Origin of the sequence: Burkholderia reimsis (assembly GCF_003294055.1) — a bacterium.
Taxonomy (GTDB): domain Bacteria; phylum Pseudomonadota; class Gammaproteobacteria; order Burkholderiales; family Burkholderiaceae; genus Burkholderia; species Burkholderia cepacia.
Window position 1 is genome coordinate 111,056 of sequence record NZ_QMFZ01000009.1, and the last position, 17,797, is coordinate 128,852.

Consider the following 17,797-nt stretch of genomic DNA (forward strand, 5'->3'; position numbering starts at 1 on the left):
CCTTGCCGTGCCGCGCGTCAGTCCAGCGACTCCCGCGCCGTCTCGCGCAGCATCGCGACCGCGATCAGCGACAGCACCACGCACGCGGCCACGTAGCCGGCCGGCGCGAGCCTGCTGCCGGTCGTCTTCACGAGCCAGGTCGCGATCAGCTGCGCGGTGCCGCCGAAGATCGTCACCGCGAGCGCATACGCGATCGAGATGCCGGTCGCGCGCACGTGGCGCGGCAGCGACTCGCACATCAGCGCCATTTCCGACGCCGAGCCGAGCGAATAGAACAGCAGCATCAGCGCGGTCAGCGGCAGGATCACCGACAGCGTCGGGTGGTGGTTCATCAGCCAGAACGCCGGGAACAGCAACAGGACCAGCACGCCGCGGCCGACGAAGATCGGCAGGCGACGGCTGCCGAGCCGGTCCGACAGCCAGCCGAACAGCGGGCACGTGACCAGCATCACGCAGCCCGACGCGACGCCGACGAACATCGACAGCTTCATCGGCAGCCCGAGCGTGTGGATCGCATAGGTCGGCATGTAGAACGTCAGGATGTAGGTCGACACCGTGCCGCCCATCACCGTGAGCATCAGCAGCAGCACCGTGCGCGTGTGCTTCGAGAACAGCTCGTGCAGCACGCCGCGCTCGATCCCGTGATGGCTGTCGCCGGGCGCATCGTCCGCGAGCCGGCGGCGCAGGTACATGCCGACCGGCGCGATCAGCACGCCGACGAGGAACGGCAGCCGCCAGCCCCAGCTTTCGAGCGCGTCCTTCGTCATCGTGTTCGACAGCAGCGCCGCGAAACCCGAGCCCATCAGCGCGGCGCCGCCCTGCGTCGCGAGCTGCCAGCTCGCGCGGAACGCGCGACGCGACGTGCCGCCCTGTTCGAGCAGCGTCGTCGTCGCCGCGCCGAATTCACCGCCCTGCGAGAAGCCCTGCATCAGCCGCGCAAACACGACGAGCAGCGGCGCGGCCACGCCGACCTGCGCATAGGTCGGCGCGATCGCGATCAGGCCCGTGCCGAGCGCCATCAGCATGATCGTCAGGTTCAGCGCGGCCTTGCGCCCCCTGCGATCCGCGTAGACGCCGAGCACGACGCTGCCGAGCGGCCGCGTGAAGAAGCCGGCGGCGAACGTCGCAACCGACAGCAGCAGCGACGTGGTCGGGTCGCTCGACGGGAAGAACAGCTTGCCGATCAGCACCGCGAAGAAGCCGTACACGGTGAAATCGAAGAATTCCAGCCAGTTGCCGATCACGGCCGCCGCGATCGCACCGCGCCGCGTGACGGCCGGTGCGCGCGGCGCGTCGGCTTCGGCGCCCCCCGTCGACGCGGGGTGCAGCGCGAGATGGTCTTTCTGCATCGCTATCCTCTCCTGTCAATGCGGCCGGAAGCGGCGGCCGCGCGCCGCCGCCGCGATCACTGCCCGAGGTAACGCTCGACGAGGCGCGTCCAGAACGCCGCGCCGATCGGCAGGTTGCGATCGTTGAAGTCGTATTTCGGGTTGTGCACCATGCAGCCGTCCTCGCCTTCGCCGTTGCCGAGCCGCACGAACGAGCCCGGCCGCTGCTGCAGCATGAATGCGAAATCCTCGCTGCCCATCAGCAGGTCGGTCTGCTCGACCACGTGCGCATCGCCGACGAGTTCGCGTGCGACCTGCGCGGCGAAATCCGTTTCGGCATCCGTATTGACGACGACCGGATAACCTTCGATGTACTCGACACTGGCCGTCGCGCCGTAGCTCGCGGCCTGCGATTCGGCCAGCTCGGTGATGCGGCGCTTGAGCAGCGCGCGCACGTCGGGGCTGAACGAACGCACGCTGAGTTCGAGGCGCGCGCCGTTCGGGATCACGTTGTTCGCGGTGCCCGCGTGCATCGAGCCGACCGTGACGACCGCCGGCTGCGCGGGGTCGACGTTGCGCGCGACGATCGTCTGCAGCGCCATCACGATGCTGGCCGCGACGACGACCGGGTCGACCGTCAGGTGCGGCCGTGCCGCGTGGCCGCCGACGCCTTCGATCGTGACGATCGCCTTGTCGCCGGCCGACATGAACGGGCCGCGCCGCGTGAGGAACACGCCCGGCGCCGCGCCCGGATGGTTGTGCATGCCGAACACGGCGTCGCACGGGAAGCGTTCGAACAGACCGTCGTCGATCATCTTCTTCGCGCCGCTGTCGACGCCGTGCTCTTCCGCCGGCTGGAAATACAGGTGCACGGTGCCGGAGAAGTTGCGTGTCTTCGCGAGATGCTGCGCGGCGCCGAGCAGCATCGTCGTGTGGCCGTCGTGGCCGCATGCGTGCATCTTGCCGTGCGTGCCGCTCGCATACGGCAGGCCGGTCGCCTCGACGATCGGCAGTGCGTCCATGTCCGCGCGAATGCCGATGCTGCGCGCGCCGTCGCCCACCCGCAGCGTGCCGACCACGCCCGTCTTGCCGACCCCGCGCGTCACCTGCCAGCCCCATTGCTCGAGCTTGTCCGCGACGAGCGCGGCCGTGTCGTGCTCTTCGTATGCGAGTTCGGGGTGGTGATGGATGTGGTGACGGATCTCGCGCAGCCCGCCGGCGGCGGGCATCAGATCCTCGACTTCGGTGAAGCGGGTATCGGTGGTCATCAAGGGGCTCCTGCGTTTGTCTGCGCACGCCGGTGGCGCGTGCGGGAAAGCGAGCCACTATAGCCAGCCGATATCGGTTCAATAAGATGCGGAATTTTTCACCGTGATAAGTATTTTTAATCAGGGTTAATGCGTAGTCGGCTTATCGCTTTCGACGCGAACGTCACGGCTTTCCGGTAATTGGCAACCAAGTCGGAGCGGCCGGGCGCGACACGCCCGGCCGTTGCCATCGCAGACGAATTCAGTTCGTCCGGGCATTCAGTTTCGCCACGAGGACGTCGCCGAATTCCGGCGCCGACATCGGCTGCTGCCCCGTGATCAGCTCGCGATCGACGACCACGTTGCTGTGCCAGTTCGCCACCGTGTCGACGTGAGCGCCGGCTTCGGCCAACGCGTTCACCGGATAGAACTGCACGTTGCCGCCGAGCCCGCTCGGGCCTTCGAGCTGCTGCTCCTCGCCCGTCGAGAAGACAGTCATCCGGTAACCGGCATACGGCCAGCCGGCCGCGAGGGAATTCGCGTTGCCGTCGTTGGCGACCATCGATGCAACGAAGGCATTCGGGTCGCGCAGCGTGGACAGCAACACGATCGGCCCGTGACAGATGATCCCGGTGGGACGGCCGCTGTCGTGGAAGCTGACCAGGATCTTGCCGAGATTCCGGTCCTTGAGCAGGTCGACCATCGGCGCATGGCCGCCCGGGATAAACAGGCCGACGTAACCGGCGGTCCCCTCGGAGACGACTGACGCCAGCGTCTTCGGATGCTTCAGTTGCGCGATGCCTTGTGCGTATTTCAGTGCGTCCGCACGCGCCGTATCGTCGCCGCCGAAAAACAGCGTGTTGTTCGAGTTCGCGTCCATCACCGGCATGTCGCCGTTCGGATTGGCGATCACCGGCTCGTAGCCGGCCTCGACGAGCTTGCGGTACGGCACGACGAATTCATTGAGGTAATAACCCGTCGAGTACTTCTTGCCGTCGCGCAGATCGAGCGTGTGAGCGCTCGACATGACAACCAGCACCTTGCCGCGCGACTGCGCCGACGCGCCCACCGGCAATGCAAACGCGGTGGCCGTTGCGAGTACGGCCGCACCGATCTTGAGAATGTTCATGATCAATACCTTCTGAAAAATTGAGTGAGCCGGTTCAAGCGCCGGTCCCGGCATCCGCCGCGTAGCGCGGAGCGGCCTTGGCGTTGGCGAATTGGGGCGTGAGTGCGCGGCGGGCCGCTTCCCATTGCGTCCAGCCATCGGCGTCATGGAGCGTCGGGATCGTCACCAACTCGCCCTGATCGAGGCCCGCGAGCGCGGCATCCACCAGGTCGTCGGCCGACATCGTGCTGGCGGCCTCCTTCTGCTTCGCATAGCCGGCCACATCCCAGAACTCGGTCGCCGTCGCTGCTGGCAGCACGGTCTGCACGCGCACGCCCTTGTCCGCCAGGTCGCGCTGAAGTGTGTGACCGAAACTCAGCACATACGACTTCGATGCGCTGTACACGCCGTTCAGCAGTTCGACCGCAATACCGACGACCGAGCTGATGTTGATGATGGTGCCCGTGCCCTTGCTGGCGAATACCGGTGCGACGGCGTAAGTCAGGCGCGTGAGCGCGGTGATGTTCAGATTGATCATCGATTCCATCGTGTCGACGTCGCCGTCGAGAATCGACGCGACCGAGCCGATTCCCGCGTTGTTCACCAGCATCGTGATGTTGCTGTTCTCGCGCAGGACGCCTTCGATCTTCGCGAGCGCGGCCTTGTCGTTCAGATCGGCGGCGACGGTCTCGACCGAGCGGCCGGTTTCGGCCATGAGGCGGCGCGCGAGCGTGTTCAGACGGTCCTGGTTACGCGCCACCAGGACGAGGTCGTAGCCGCGCTTCGCGAGGCGGTCTGCGTAAACGGCGCCGATGCCAGCCGATGCGCCCGTGATCAGCGCGGTGCCTTTCGTGGAAGTGGTCATGATTTTTCCGTTCCGTGAATTGAGCCGACCGGGTGTCGGTTCGTGGAACGAATTCTGGCGTCGACCGAACTCATCCTCAATGTCATATATGCAATGATTCATGCCATCCGCACGCTGACCGGAAACCTTGCAGATTCGTCCTTTGAAACAGGCGCCCGGTTACCCAAAATCGGTGCTGTCGCTGGCTCCGCTCGGCGCATTGCTTCCTGAAGGCGACCGCGCGCCATGCCATCTGATGACACGCCGACGCCGCCCGTGACGATGTCCGTTTTATGCTAGATTCAATTGATCAGGACACACACATGGCGGACGTCATGCACACCGTCGGGCTTGTTGTTTACCCCCAGTTCCAGTCGCTCGCGCTCGCAGTGGCGAGCGTGTTCGAGTACGCGAATCTGCTGCGCGGCGAAGAGGTGTACCAGTTCCGGATCGCGTCCGAGCACGGCGGCGCGGTCATGTCGTCGCAGGGCTTTTCGGTCAACACCGAACCGCTGGCCGAAGCGGGATATGACACGCTGATCGTCGCCGGCGACAACGAATGCCGGCTGCCGTCGGCGACGCTGGTCGACTTCCTGCGTCGCGCGCCCTTCCACTCGCGGCGCATTGCGTCGATATGTACGGGAGCCTTCGTCCTCGCGGCCGCCGGGCTCCTCGACGGGAAACGTGCCACGACGCACTGGTATCACGCGCGGGCCTTCAAGAAGCAATATCCGAACGTGCAGCTCGACGAAGATCGCATCTTCGTCGTGGACGGTCAGGTCTGGACTTCGGCCGGCATGAGCGCCGGGGTAGATCTGGCGCTGGCGATCGTCGAAAGCGACTTCGGGCTGGAAACGGCGCGCATGGTCGCGCGCAAGCTCGTGCTGTACCAACGGCGCGGCGGTGGCCAGTCGCAATTCTCGACCTTGCTGGAACTGAACGCGCGATCGGACCGCGTGCAAATGGCGCTGACCTACGCGAGCGAAAACCTGGCGAGCGATCTGTCGGTGGAACGTCTGGCAGAGGCGGCACGTTTGAGCCCACGCCAATTCAGCCGCGTGTTCCGGGAGGAAACGGGGCAATCCCCCGCCAAGGCGGTTGAGCGGCTGCGCGTCGAAGCCGCCCGCCTGATGATGGAAACGACGCGCCACCCGATCGAAATCATTGCGAGAGAAACCGGATTCGGCGACCGCGAGCGCATGCGCCAGGCATTTCTGCGCGCGTTTGGGCAACCCCCGCAGACCATCCAGCGAGCCTCCGGGGTGGCGCCGCTCATGAATTAGGACTTGTTGAACCAACAGGCAGACAGGTACCGCGCAGTCTTGCTGGCTCAAACCGTGAGCGCTCGCTTCGTCCATCGCGCATGACGAGTGGGTCCCGTCAACGACGTGCCAAGGCTGCCGCCGCGCGCTGTCCAGGCGGAAAATCTACTGCTCGCCGGGAGCCCACTCCGGGCTATAGCCGCCCAGCGCCGGGTGGTACATTTCATCGCCGGAATGCTGCGTGAATTCGACATTGAGCCGATCCTCACGCAAGCCGAGCATCTCCACGCAGTGCGCGCAAAGTGCCTGCGCCAGTTCCATGCGCTGCCCGGGCGGGCGGCCCCGCCGGATATCCAGCATCATCACGGCGACCGGGACCGGCGCTTCGCCGGCCTCGGCAATACGCCACACGCCACCTTGCCCCAGCTCGCGGATCGCGACGCTGATACGCCGAATATCGACCGACATCATCCGCGCATAGGTCTCGCTCATTTTGGCGGCGAGCGACCGCTTGGTTTCCGCCGAATAGTGGTCGTTCACGTCCAGTTGCAGATAGGGCATGGTATTCAGGATTCCGGGTGATCGATCGAACACGTGCGGCATCGGCCTGTCCAGATGCCGCACGCCGATTCTGGCACCCGGCTCGCCGCCCTCGCAATGTCGAATAGGCCATGATTCCGGACACGGGTTCAAAAACGACACCTATTCGCGAAGGAGTCTCGCGACATCCTCCTTGCGCTACGCAAATCCGTACAGCTTCGCCGGGTTCGTGACGAATATCAATTGCTGCCAGTCCGCCCGCCCGATCCAGCCGGCGATCACGTCCAGCATGCTCGCGTCGTCCGGCTTGTCCGTCTTCTGCGTCGGGTGCGGCCAGTCGGTGCCCCACAGCATGCGCTCCGGCGCCATGTCGATCAGCGCCTTCGCGACCGGCGCGACGTCGTCGTAGGCCGGCGCGCCCGACTTGCTGTCGACGTACGGCCCCGACAACGTGATCCACGTATGGCCCTTTTCGACGAGGCGTTGCGCGGTACGAAACGCGGCCGACGACAGCCCGCCGGGCTGCGGCACATGCGCGATATGGTCGATGACGAGCGGGCACGGCAGCGCCGCAAGATGTGGCTCCAGCTCCGGCAGCCGCGCGCCCTGCACCACCAGTTCGATATGCCACCCGAGGTTCGCAATGCGCGCGGCGAGCGGCGCCAGCATGTCGAGCGTCGTCGCGCCCGGATAGCTCAGGTTGAACCGGATCGCACGGATGCCGCCGCGATTGAGCGCCCGAAGTTCGTCGTCGCTCACGGTGCCGTCGACGACGGCCACCCCGCGCGCGTCGTCGCCGAACTGCGCGAGCGCCGCCAGCGTGCAGCGGTTGTCCGTCCCGTACGTCGACGGCGTCACGACCACGTTGCGCGTCACGCCGATACGCGTCTGCACGCGCCGGTATTGCGCGACGGTCGCATTCGGCGGCCGCAGCGTCGTGCCCGGCGCGACCGGGAACCGGTCGTCGTAGATGTGCATGTGGCAGTCAATCGCCCCTTCGGGCAATTGGAACACCGGGCGCTCGTTGCCGCTCGACCACGTTTCGTCGGCCGCGGCCAGCGTCGGCAATGCGGCCGAAGCCAGCGTCGCGCCGGCGATCCTGAGGAATTCGCGTCTCGCGATGCGCGCCATGATCAGATCGTCCCCGTCTTGCCGACCAGCTTGCCGGACGCATGATCGCGCGTGAGCAGCAGCAGCGTCGCGACGCTCACGAGCGTGAGGATCGCGAGCGGCATCAATGCGAGCGCGTAGCTGCCCGTCGCCGCCTTCACCCACCCGTACACGTTCACCATCAGCCCGCCGCCGAGCAGGTTCGCGATCGCATTGACCGTCGCGAGCCCGGCCGCCACGGTGCTGTTGGACAGCATGTCGGTCGCGAGCGCCCAGAACGGGCCCTTGAACGAATACGCGCCGACCAGCACCGCACAGAGCATGCAGACCGTCGGCAGCAGCGATCCGCTCAGCGACGTCGCGAACAGGCCCACGCCGATCAGCAGCATCGGCACGACCGTGTGCCAGCGCCGTTCGCCGACGCGGTCCGAGCGCCGGCCCCAGTAGACCATCAGGACCGAGGCCACCGCGTACGGCACCGAATTCAGCAGGCCGGTCTCCATGACGGTCAGGCCGAACGACTTCAGCAGCTGCGGCTGCCACACGGACAGCGTGCTGCCTGCCGCGGAAGCACACGTGTCGACGAGCGCGAGGCACAGCACGTAGCGGTTGCGGAACAGCTGCGTGAGCGGCAGAGACGGCACCTTCTTGCGCGTCTTGTGGCCCGCGGCCAGCGCGGCCGTGAGCCATGCGCGCTCGTCGTCGTCGAGCCACTTCGCGTCGTCCGGCTTGTTCGTCAGCATGAACAGGCACGCGATGCCGAGCAGCACGGTCGGAATGCCTTCGAGGATGAACAGCCAGTGCCAGCCGCGCAGGCCCCAGACGCCGTCCATCTGCAACAGCAGCGCGGAGATCGGCGAGCCGATGAAGCTCGCGGCCGGAATCGCGACCATGAACGTCGCGACGATCCGCGCACGGTACTGCGCGGGAATCCAGTACGACAGATAAAGCAGCACGCCCGGGAAGAAGCCGGCCTCGGCGGCGCCCAGCAGGAATCGCAGCACATAGAACGTCGTCGCGTTGTGCACGAGCGCGGTCGCCGCCGACACGATGCCCCACGTGATCATGATCCGTGCGATCCAGATCCGCGCGCCGTATTTCTGCAGCGCGAGATTGCTCGGCACTTCGAAAAAGAAGTATGAAATGAAGAACAGGCTGCTGCCGAAGCCGAAGACCTGTGCCGACATTTCCAGGTCATGGTTCATCTGCAGCGATGCCATCCCGACGTTGCCCCGGTCGATGAAGGCAAGCAGGTAGCAGATCATCAAGAAGGGAATGAGCCGCCAGACGACCTTGCGTAAGGTCCGGCGCTCGATCGCGGACGCTTCCATGAAACCGGTTTGCATGTTGTCTCCGTTTATTGTGCGCTTACGCGCGTATCTGTGAACGAGTGAACCGTTGCCACGCGATGACCGCGATGACGCCGCTCGCGAGCACGGCCGCCATGGCGGCAAAGGTGTGTCGCACGCCGAGCGCCTCGGACGCGCTGCCGACGAGCAGGTAACCGAACGGCATCGTGCCGTTGTAGGCCATGCCGTACATCCCGACGAGCCCGCCGCGCACGTGCTCCGGACACTGGCGCTGAATGGTCGCGTTGGTCGACGTGGCCGCGAACGTGAGGCTGAAGCCGAGCGCATAGAACGCGGGAATCGATCCCGCCGCATCGGTCGTCGCGGCCAGCACGGCCAGCGCGCCGACGGCCGTCCACGGCGCATACGCGATGAACCGGTGCGACGCGCGCGGGCCGAGCGCCGACGACAGCAGCACCGCCGCGCTCAACGAGCCGGCGCCGGCGCACGCGAAGAATACACCGGTAAAGCGCGCGGCGTCGTGAAAGCCCTGGTCCGCGAGCAGCGGCACGAGCGTCTGGTAGCTGCCGGCGAACAGGCCGATGCACGCGAGAATCGGCAGATAGCGGGCCGAGAACGCATCGGACAGCACGTAACCGACCGCGTCGCGCAGGCCGCTCTCCGCGCGCGACGGGCGGTCCACCGACGCCGCCCGGATCGAGCGCACGCACGCCGCCATGAAGCACAGCGCGAGCGCGTAGATCGCAAACGACGTCCGCGGCCCGAGCGTCGGATAGACGAATCCGGCGATGGTCGGGCCGACCATGCGCCCGACGTTGTAGACCATCGTGTTCATCGCGACCGCATTGGACGTGTGCGTTGCATCCTGCAGGCTCGTCAGCAGCAGCACCTGCCGTGCCGGCGTTTCCACCGCGCTCGACACGCCGATCGCCAGTGCATGCGCGAGGATCAGCTTCACGCCGAGCAGGCCGAGCAGCGACAACGTGAAGAGGCTGCCCGTCAGCAGCAGCGACGCCGTCAGCACGCAGAGCGTCACGCGGCGCGCGTTGGCCGATCCGATGCGGGAGCCCGCCACCGGCGCGACGATCAGTTGCGGCCCGTACAGCAGGAAGTTGAGCAGCGCGAGGATCGCCGCCGAGCCGGACAGGTGATAGATCAGCAGATTCAGTGTGACGTTCTGCGTCCAGCTGCCGAGCACCGACGCGACCTGCCCGCTCAGATAGCGCCGCAGCGATGCCTCCGACAGCGCGGGAAACAGCCGGCTCACCCACCCCGCTTGCGTCGCCACGTTCATGACAACGCCTTCCCGCGCGTTTCGGGCGCGACCAGCACGACCACGGCCGCAGCGACGAATGCGACGATCGTCGTCGCGAGTCCGAGCACGAAGCCGCCCGACGTCGACGCGAGCGCGCCGATGATCAGCGGCGCGATGAAGCCGCCGAGCCGGCCGCCGTTGTACGCGAGGCCCATGAAGAACCCGCGCGATGCCGTGTTGCCGATGATCTCCGCGAGGAACGGGCCGGCACCCGCGAAGATGCCGTTCACGCTGAAGCCGGTCAGGAAGATCGCGGTCATCAGCAGCAACGGATTCGCCGACACGATGTACACGCCGACGGCCAGCGCGCCGACCAGCAGGTACGCCAGGAACATCGGCCGCCGGCCGATGCGGTCGACCCATGCCGAGAACAGCAGGAATCCGGCGATCGCGCCGAACTGCAGCGCCAGCACGAACTTCAGGCTGTGCACGAAGTCGAGGTGCTTCACCGTGACGAGGAACGTCGGCGTCCACGTGAATACGCCCCAGTACAGGTACTGCAGAAAGAAGATGAAGCAGAAGGCGGTGAGCAGGCCGCGCACGTTCAGTTTCTCGTGATTGGCCGTGCCGGGCGTGCGGGCCTGCGACTTCACATGCCGGCGTTCGAGCCAGATCGGTGATTCCGGCGTCTTGCGCGCGACCCAGAACAGGATGAAGAACGGCGACGCACCGATCAGGAACAGCAGACGCCAGCTGTCGCCGCCCAATCCGCCATGCGCGGCGCCGACGATGCCCGAGATCGCGATCGCGAGAATCGCGCCGATCGGCAAGCCCATCTGCATCAGCGCACCGCCCTTGCCGCGCCGGCTCGGGTGCCAGGTCTCCGCGATCAGCGCCGCGCCGGCGGTCCAGGTTCCGCCCATGCCGAGCGCGCCGACAAAGCGCAGCGCGGCAAACCCGTGCGCGTCGGGCGCGAATGCGATCAGGCCGGAGAACAGCGAGTAGATGCCGACGCAGAGCAGCGCGGTGCGCACGCGCCCGATCCGGTCCGACACGAAGCCGAACAGAATGCCGCCGACGATCTGTCCGGCCGCCGTGACGCTCGTGAACATGCCGAGCTGCGCCTTGCTCAGCCCGAATTGCAGCGCGAGCGTCGGCAGCAGCAGCGACAGCAGGAACGAGTCGTAGCTCTCGAACGTCCAGCCGAGCCCCGCGAGCGACAGCGAACGCCATTCGGTACCGGTCACGCGCGTCAATCCTTTTTCCGCGGCGGCGGACTCCATGTCCTGCGTCGCCGCGGTTGCACTCGTCTTCATGGGTTGTCTCCGGGAAGCGCGATGCGATACGTCGATGCGGCCGTCCGGCTGAACAGCGCGGCCCGTTCATCGGCCGACATCGCGGACGCGAGTCGTTTGAAGGCGTTCCACAGCACGCGATAGCAAAACATCCCCTTGTCGACGGGGAAGTTGCTTTCGAACATGCAGCGATCGACGCCGAAGCATTCGACGCAGGTGTCGAAATACGGCTGCCACGCCGCCGCCAGTTCGGGCGACGACGGCGGCAGGTCGCGCGCGGCGAAGTCGAAACCGAACACGGTCATGCCCGCGCCGCCGAGCTTCATGCGCGTGTTCGGCAGCGCGGCGAGACGCGCGAGTTGCCGTTTCCATTGCGCATGCACTTCCGCGCGCCGGCCGGCATGCGGGCCCACGCCGAGCGGGCCGCCGAAATGGTCGATGACGATGGTGACGCCGTCGCATGCACGGGCGAGTTCGTACAGGTCGTCGAGCTGCGTGTGATAGACCCACGCGTCCAGCGACAGCCCGTAGCGGCCGAGCGTCGTCACGCCCTGCCGGAATGCCGGGTCCGACATCCGGTCGCGCGGCGGCGTCACCGGGCTCGATCGCACGTCGGGGCTCGCATGCCACGCGAGCGGGTTGCGGATCCCGCGCAGTCGCCCGTCGGATACCTGCAGCATCGTGTCGAGCACCGCCTCGAGTTCCGCACCGAGCGACAGATCGGCGCCGCCGACGATGGCCTCGCAGCATCGCGCGGGACCGTATGCGCCGCTGTCGAACATCGCGGCGACGCCGCTCGCGAATTCCACTTCGCCGACCGGCTTGAACGCATCCGGCCCGCTTGCACGCAACATCGATCGGCACTGCACGTAAACCGTCGACACGACGCGATGCCCGCTGCGCACGTCCGCACCGAACTCGTCCGCGAGATAGCGCCCGGTCTGCCGGTCCCACAGGTGATGATGGGCGTCGACGATCGCAAGCTCGGGTTCGAGCACCGGCTCGTCGCGCAACGCGAGCCACTCGGGCCGGACGGGCAGATGGGGCGCGTGAACGATCTGCATCGCGCTCGCCGTCAGAACTACTGGCGCATGCCGATCACCACGCCCGTCTGGTTGTGATCGGGTGCGACCGTGCCATAGCCGTTCACGCCGAGCGCGGAGCCGCCCTTGTTACGCGCGAAACCCGCCGTCGCATAGATATCCGTGCGCTTCGACAGCAGATAGTCCGCGCAGAGCACGGCGAGCCACGGATCGGCACTGGTCGAATGCACGTCCTGGTAATAGGCGGTTGCCGTGACCACGAACGCGGGCGACACCGCATATTGCGCGCCGGCCCAGTACAGGTTTGCCGCGCTGGCTTCGGAGCCGTTCGCGACCCGGATCGGGTTCGCCGGCAGGAACGCGTTCGACGCCCGAAGATAGCGATAGCCGGCGAATCCCTTCACCGGTCCGAGCGCATACGACGCGGCGGCCGTCGCACGACGCTCGGTGCCCGTGTTCGTCGCGACGGTGTTGCTGTTGCGCTGCTCGTACGACACGCTCGCGGCGAGCGGCCCTTGCGAGAAAGTCAGCGCCCCGCTGTAGAAGCGGCCGGTGAGTTGCGCGCCCGGCACCTCGGCGCCGTACCCGGTGTCGTAGCGGGTGCTGTACATGGCTTGCGCCGTCAGCGGACCGAACACGCCGGTGTACTTCACCGAATTGTCGATACGCGCGGCCGCCGCGTAGTCGAGCGACAGCACCGAGTATCGCGACGACGCGCCCATCGGGTCGAAGGCCACGGCCTGTTCATAGAAGAGCGCGTTCTGGCGGCCGAACGTCAGCTGCTGACCCCGGTACGCCAGCCCGACCCACGCCTGCCGGCCGAAAATCCGCGACGTCGTGGCGGCATTCGCACCGAGGCCTTTCGTCGACTGCGCGGTCGTGCCGTCATTGATGTTGAAGCCGTTTTCCAGCTGGAACAGGGCTTTCATGCCGCCGCCGAGATCCTCGACGCCCTTCAGTCCCCAGCGCGAACCGGACAGATTGCCCGACGCTTCGCGCGTCTGCGCGCCGCCGGTACTCGTATTGTTGATGTGCTCGATGCCGACGTCGGCAATGCCGTACAGCGTGACGCTGCTTTGCGCATGCGCGGTGCCGCACCACGCGGTCGCGCTCGCGACGGTGAGGGCGCCGAGCATGAGGCGGGGTTTCGGGCGGGAATTCTGGCTGGCCTGATTCGACGACATGAAGTCTCCAAACTGTTTTTTTGTGGGTGGGTCTTCCGGCGAAAGAACATTCACGCCTCGCGGGCGGCAGGCGCTTCGCCGGCGCCCGCGCCCGGATCGCCGAGCCACGCGATGGTCAGCGCGCCGAGCAGCAGCACACCCGACACGGCGATGAGCGGCGCGGTGAAGCCGCCGGAGAATTGCTTGAGCGCGCCGATCATCGACGGCCCGACGAAACCGCCGAGATTGCCGACCGACACGATCAGCGCGAGTCCGCCCGCGGCAGCCCGTCCGGTGAGGAATCCGGACGGGATGGCCCAGTAAGTCGCCTGGAACGCGAGGATCCCGCTCACCGTGACGCACAGCGCGATCAGCTTGAAAACCGGCGCATGAATGAAGGCGCTCGCGCACAACGCCGCGGCGGCGACAGCCAGCGCACCGGCGATATACGGAATACGGTTGGCCGCCCGATTGGCGAGACGCGCCCACCCGAGCATCACGCCGGCGCCGATCGCATACGGAATCGCCGTCAGCCAGCCGACCACCGCGTGTTCGACGCCGAACTGCTTGATGATCTGCGGCATCCACAAGCCGACGCCGAGCGAGCCGACGATCCCGCAGAAGTTGACGAACGCGAGCACGAACACGCGCCAGTTCGTCATCGCGTCGCGCAGCTTGCTGCCGTGCTTCGCGCCGATGTCGCGCTGCTCGAACGCGAGGCGCTTCGCGAGCGACGCCTTCTCTTCGTCACTGAGCCACGCGGCTTTCTCGGGACGGTCGGCCAGCACGAACAGGCACGCGACGCCGAGCATCACGGCCGGTACGCCTTCGATCAGCAGCAGCCACTGCCAGCTGCGCAGCCCGTGCAGGCCGCCGAGTTCGAGCAGCGCACCGGAAATCGGCGAGCCGATCATGTTCGCGACGGGAATGCCGACGAGGAAGGCGGCCGTCACCTTCGCGCGCCACTTGCCGGGAAACCAGTGCGTGAAATACAGGTAGATGCCGGGCGTGAACCCCGCCTCGGCGAGCCCGAGCAGGAAGCGCGCGGCCGCAAAGCTTTTCGGTCCGACGACGAACGCCGTCGCCATCGAGAACAGGCCCCACGTGATCATGATTCTCGCGATCCACACGCGCGCCCCGACCTTCTGCATGATCAGGTTGCTCGGAATCTCGAACAGGAAATAGCCGATGAAGAACAGGCCGGCGCCGACACCGAACTGCTCGGCCGTCAGACCGAGATCCTTGTTCATCGTCAGCGCGGCAAAACCGACGTTGGTCCTGTCGAGATAGCTGATCACGTAGCAGACGAAGATGAACGGCAGAATGCGCCGGAACGCCTTCGCGAGCGTGCGCTCGCTGGCCGCGTAATCGTCGCCGGCAAGCTGCGCCGACGATGGTGCGTCGGCGCGCGGTGCGTCATCGCCGGCACGCAGCGCGTGCGAAATGGTCATGCTTGTCTCCTTCGTCGCGCGGCTGGCGGCACGATCTTTCGGCATGCGGGCGGGAAGCCGACGCGCGGCTTCCCGGCTCGGGGGTCTCAGTCCTGCTTCACTGCCTGCTTCACTGCCTGCTTCACTGCCTGCTTCCCTGCCTGTTTCGGCAGCGGGCCGGCGATGCTCATCTCCGCTTTCAGCACGGAACCGGACGTCGATTCGGTGATGAAAAGCGTCTTCATGTCGGCGCCGCCGAAGCACACGCTCGTGAGCGACGCCCCTTTCGGCCCGGTCAGGATCTCGACAGGCTCCGCGCAGTGGTTGAGCACCCACACGCGCCCGAGCCCCGGATTCGCGACGAACAGGCGGCCTTCGAGATCGACGGTGAGACCGTCGGGGCCGCTCGGTCCGTAGGAGGTAAAGAACTGGCTGACCTTGGTGACCGACCCGTCGGCCTGCAGCGGCATGCGCCACACGGCATTGCCGCGCGTCATCGCGACGAACAGCACTTTCTCGTCGCGCGACAGCACGAGCCCGTTCGGGCTCGGGCAGGTGCCGAGCAGCATGTCGAGCTTGCCGTCGGGCGACAGCCGATACACGCGGCCCGTCGGATCGTGCAGCCCGGTCTGCCCCTGGTCGGTGAAATAGATATTGCCGGCCGAGTCGAACGTCAGGTCGTTCACGCCCTTGAAGCGCTCGGTGTTGCGGCGCTCGAGATACGGGCGAATTTCACCGCGCACGATATCGAGCAGCATCAGGCCGTTCCGGTAGTCGGTGATGATCAGGTGCGATGCGTCGAAGCGCTTCATCCCGTTGGGCTCGCCGTCGTATTCGACGACGAGCTCCCAGTCGCCCGACGGCGAAATGCGGAAGATGCGTCCGTGCGGAATGTCGGTCACGAACAGATAGCCGTCCGGATCCCAGACCGGCCCTTCGAGAAAGGAATCCGTGACCATGCCGCCGCGATTCGCGCGCGCCCATTCCGTGCGGACGTCCGGCTTGCGAAACTTGTCCGGCATCCGCGTGAACACGTCGGCTTCGCGCACGTCGGGGTTCGTCAGATAAAACATGCGTTCCTCGATGTTCAGGGTTCAAGCCGCGCTGTGCGCGCGTTCGTCGAGCACCGCGAGGACGTTGGCGGCCGCGCCCTTGCCCATGTTCACGTACGCGGCATCGCTGACGCCGCCGATATGCGGAGACAGAATCACGTTGGGGATCTGCTGGAACGGGTGCGGCGTCGTCATCGGCTCGACGTCGAAGCTGTCGAGCCCGGCCGCGCGCACCTGGCCGCTCGCCAGCGCGTCGGCAAGCGCGGGTTCGTCGATCAAGCCACCGCGTGCGGTATTGACGACGATCGCCCCGCGCTTGAAACGCGCGAGCGTGTCGCGGTTGAGCATCCGGCGGTTGTCGGCCGTCAACGGACAATGCAGCGACACGACGTCCGACTCCGCGTACAGCGTGTCGAGCGGCACGAGCTTCACACCGACAGGCGCTTCCTTGGCGAACGGATCGAATGCGAGCACCTTCATCCCGAACGCCGCGCCGATCGCGGCCACCCGCCGGCCGATCGCGCCGAGACCGACGAGGCCGAGCGTGCGCCCGTCGAGTTCGACGGACTTGTGCGTCGACTTGTCCCAATGACCTTCGCGCATGCGCATATCGAGCTGCGGAACCGACTTCGCACATGCGAGCAACAGCGCCCATGCGTGCTCGGCGACGGCGGCCGCATTCGCGCCGACCGCCGCGCGCACCGCGATGCCGCGTGCGGCAGCCGCGTCCTGATCGATCACGTCGATGCCGCTGCCGTGCTTCGAAATCACCTGCAGGTTTTCGGCGGCATCCATGATGCGGGCGTTGATCTTGCCGTACCGGACGATGATCGCGACCGGCTTGTGCTCGATGCACAGCGCCACGATGTCGTCCTCGGTCGGTTGCTTGCCGGCGAACACGACGTCGAACTGCGCGAGCATGTCGAGCGCTTGCGGCGCAAGGTCGGCGGCGGTCACGAGGACCACGGGTTTAGGCGAAGCGGCGTGCATCACAGCGCCTCGCCTTCGGCCAGCATGCCGGCCGCGCGCAGTTCCTTCTCGATCCAGCCTGGACGAAGGTCGCCCTTGTGGATCGCCGCGATACGCGCGGTCTCGAAGTCGAGCTTTTTCTGCGCGAGATCGACGATGCGCGCGACGTCGGCGCGCGCAATGACGACGACGCCGTCGGCATCGCCCACCACCAGGTCGCCCGGATTGACCGCCGTGCCGCCGAGCGAGATCGGCGCATTCACGCGCCCCGCGATGCTCTTGGTCGGGCCGCACGGATTGAGGCCGGCCGCGAAGACCGGATAGTCGCCATTGGCCAGTTCATGCGCGTCGCGCACCGCGCCGTCGATGACGATACCGGCGATGCCGCTCGCCTTCGCCTGCGCCGCCATGATTTCGCCGAGCAGCGCGCACGAGATGTCGCCCTTGCCGTCGACCACGACGACGTCGCCCGGCTTCGCGACGGCGAGCGCCGCATGGATCGCGAGGTTGTCGCCCGCGCGGACTTCGACCGTGATCGCGGGGCCGGCGACCTTCATCTTCAGCGACAACGGCCGCACGCGACCATGCACCGTGCCGCGGCGGCCCGCGACGTCGGCCAGGATCGCGGCCTGGTAACGCGCGGCCGCCTGAACGAGTTCGGGCGACACGCGTTCGATGTCGCGATTGATCGGAGAAGTGCTGGCGGATGTGTTGCTCATGATTCGACCTCGAGTTGTGCGTTGTACTCTGTACAACACTGGTGTACATGGTGAAACCACTATAACCAGACGACGCGCGCCATGGCACTGGCGTTTACCCTTTTACGTGGTAAACCAGCGTT

The 17,797-nt window shown here is 66.5% G+C and carries 17 protein-coding genes; 2 read left to right on the forward strand and 15 right to left on the reverse strand.

What is annotated here, in order from left to right; all coding sequences use genetic code 11:
* Window positions 1-17: 17 nt before the first annotated feature.
* From DPV79_RS13360 to DPV79_RS13375, 4 genes are all read right to left on the reverse strand, one after another.
* On the reverse strand, window positions 18-1,349 hold the full coding sequence (locus tag DPV79_RS13360; RefSeq protein ID WP_113045609.1) for an MFS transporter: 1,332 nt from the start codon (window positions 1,347-1,349) through the stop codon (window positions 18-20).
* A gap of 56 nt (window positions 1,350-1,405) precedes the next feature.
* A complete protein-coding gene (locus DPV79_RS13365; protein ID WP_113045610.1) occupies window positions 1,406-2,596 on the reverse strand; it encodes a M20 aminoacylase family protein in 1,191 nt (396 codons plus the stop codon).
* Between the two features lie 241 nt (window positions 2,597-2,837).
* On the reverse strand, window positions 2,838-3,704 hold the full coding sequence (locus DPV79_RS13370) for a type 1 glutamine amidotransferase domain-containing protein (RefSeq protein WP_113045611.1): 867 nt from the start codon (window positions 3,702-3,704) through the stop codon (window positions 2,838-2,840).
* Window positions 3,705-3,738: 34 nt separating this feature from the next.
* Window positions 3,739-4,548, reverse strand: coding sequence for an SDR family NAD(P)-dependent oxidoreductase (locus DPV79_RS13375; RefSeq protein ID WP_113045612.1), 810 nt, complete (start codon window positions 4,546-4,548; stop codon window positions 3,739-3,741).
* Between the two features lie 42 nt (window positions 4,549-4,590).
* Between DPV79_RS13375 and DPV79_RS42640 the strand changes: the two genes are divergently transcribed.
* On the forward strand, window positions 4,591-4,758 hold the full coding sequence (locus tag DPV79_RS42640; protein WP_155644012.1) for a hypothetical protein: 168 nt from the start codon (window positions 4,591-4,593) through the stop codon (window positions 4,756-4,758).
* Between the two features lie 104 nt (window positions 4,759-4,862).
* The gene (locus DPV79_RS13380; RefSeq protein WP_111997998.1) at window positions 4,863-5,810 is read left to right on the forward strand and encodes a GlxA family transcriptional regulator; all 948 of its coding nucleotides are present in this window, start codon (window positions 4,863-4,865) and stop codon (window positions 5,808-5,810) included.
* A 144-nt stretch (window positions 5,811-5,954) separates the two neighbouring features.
* Here DPV79_RS13380 and DPV79_RS13385 read toward each other — a convergent pair whose 3' ends face one another.
* The 11 genes from DPV79_RS13385 to DPV79_RS13435 form a co-directional block, all read right to left on the reverse strand.
* Window positions 5,955-6,350, reverse strand: coding sequence for a tautomerase family protein (locus DPV79_RS13385; protein WP_021156442.1), 396 nt, complete (start codon window positions 6,348-6,350; stop codon window positions 5,955-5,957).
* 177 nt (window positions 6,351-6,527) lie between these two features.
* Window positions 6,528-7,460, reverse strand: coding sequence for an amidohydrolase family protein (locus tag DPV79_RS13390; RefSeq protein ID WP_113045613.1), 933 nt, complete (start codon window positions 7,458-7,460; stop codon window positions 6,528-6,530).
* Window positions 7,461-7,462: 2 nt separating this feature from the next.
* The gene (locus tag DPV79_RS13395) at window positions 7,463-8,785 is read right to left on the reverse strand and encodes an MFS transporter (RefSeq protein WP_021156444.1); all 1,323 of its coding nucleotides are present in this window, start codon (window positions 8,783-8,785) and stop codon (window positions 7,463-7,465) included.
* Window positions 8,786-8,807: 22 nt separating this feature from the next.
* Window positions 8,808-10,043 carry an MFS transporter gene (locus DPV79_RS13400; RefSeq protein ID WP_113045614.1) on the reverse strand — a complete coding sequence of 412 codons (1,236 nt, stop codon included), beginning with the start codon at window positions 10,041-10,043 and terminating at the stop codon, window positions 8,808-8,810.
* Window positions 10,040-11,320, reverse strand: a complete 1,281-nt coding sequence (locus DPV79_RS13405) for an MFS transporter (RefSeq protein WP_113045615.1) — start codon at window positions 11,318-11,320, stop codon at window positions 10,040-10,042. The genes DPV79_RS13400 and DPV79_RS13405 overlap by 4 nt, the downstream gene beginning before the upstream one ends.
* Window positions 11,317-12,363 (reverse strand): amidohydrolase family protein, encoded by a 1,047-nt coding sequence (locus tag DPV79_RS13410; protein WP_113045616.1) that lies wholly within the window; start codon window positions 12,361-12,363, stop codon window positions 11,317-11,319. The genes DPV79_RS13405 and DPV79_RS13410 overlap by 4 nt, the downstream gene beginning before the upstream one ends.
* Window positions 12,364-12,380: 17 nt before the next feature.
* Window positions 12,381-13,526 (reverse strand): porin, encoded by a 1,146-nt coding sequence (locus DPV79_RS13415; RefSeq protein ID WP_113045617.1) that lies wholly within the window; start codon window positions 13,524-13,526, stop codon window positions 12,381-12,383.
* 50 nt (window positions 13,527-13,576) lie between these two features.
* On the reverse strand, window positions 13,577-14,956 hold the full coding sequence (locus DPV79_RS13420) for an MFS transporter (protein WP_111997866.1): 1,380 nt from the start codon (window positions 14,954-14,956) through the stop codon (window positions 13,577-13,579).
* Window positions 14,957-15,042: 86 nt separating this feature from the next.
* A complete protein-coding gene (locus DPV79_RS13425; protein ID WP_113045618.1) occupies window positions 15,043-16,008 on the reverse strand; it encodes an SMP-30/gluconolactonase/LRE family protein in 966 nt (321 codons plus the stop codon).
* A 21-nt stretch (window positions 16,009-16,029) separates the two neighbouring features.
* The gene (locus tag DPV79_RS13430) at window positions 16,030-16,977 is read right to left on the reverse strand and encodes a hydroxyacid dehydrogenase (RefSeq protein ID WP_059676064.1); all 948 of its coding nucleotides are present in this window, start codon (window positions 16,975-16,977) and stop codon (window positions 16,030-16,032) included.
* A complete protein-coding gene (locus DPV79_RS13435; RefSeq protein WP_113045619.1) occupies window positions 16,977-17,675 on the reverse strand; it encodes an RraA family protein in 699 nt (232 codons plus the stop codon). The genes DPV79_RS13430 and DPV79_RS13435 overlap by 1 nt, the downstream gene beginning before the upstream one ends.
* Window positions 17,676-17,797: the final 122 nt, after the last annotated feature.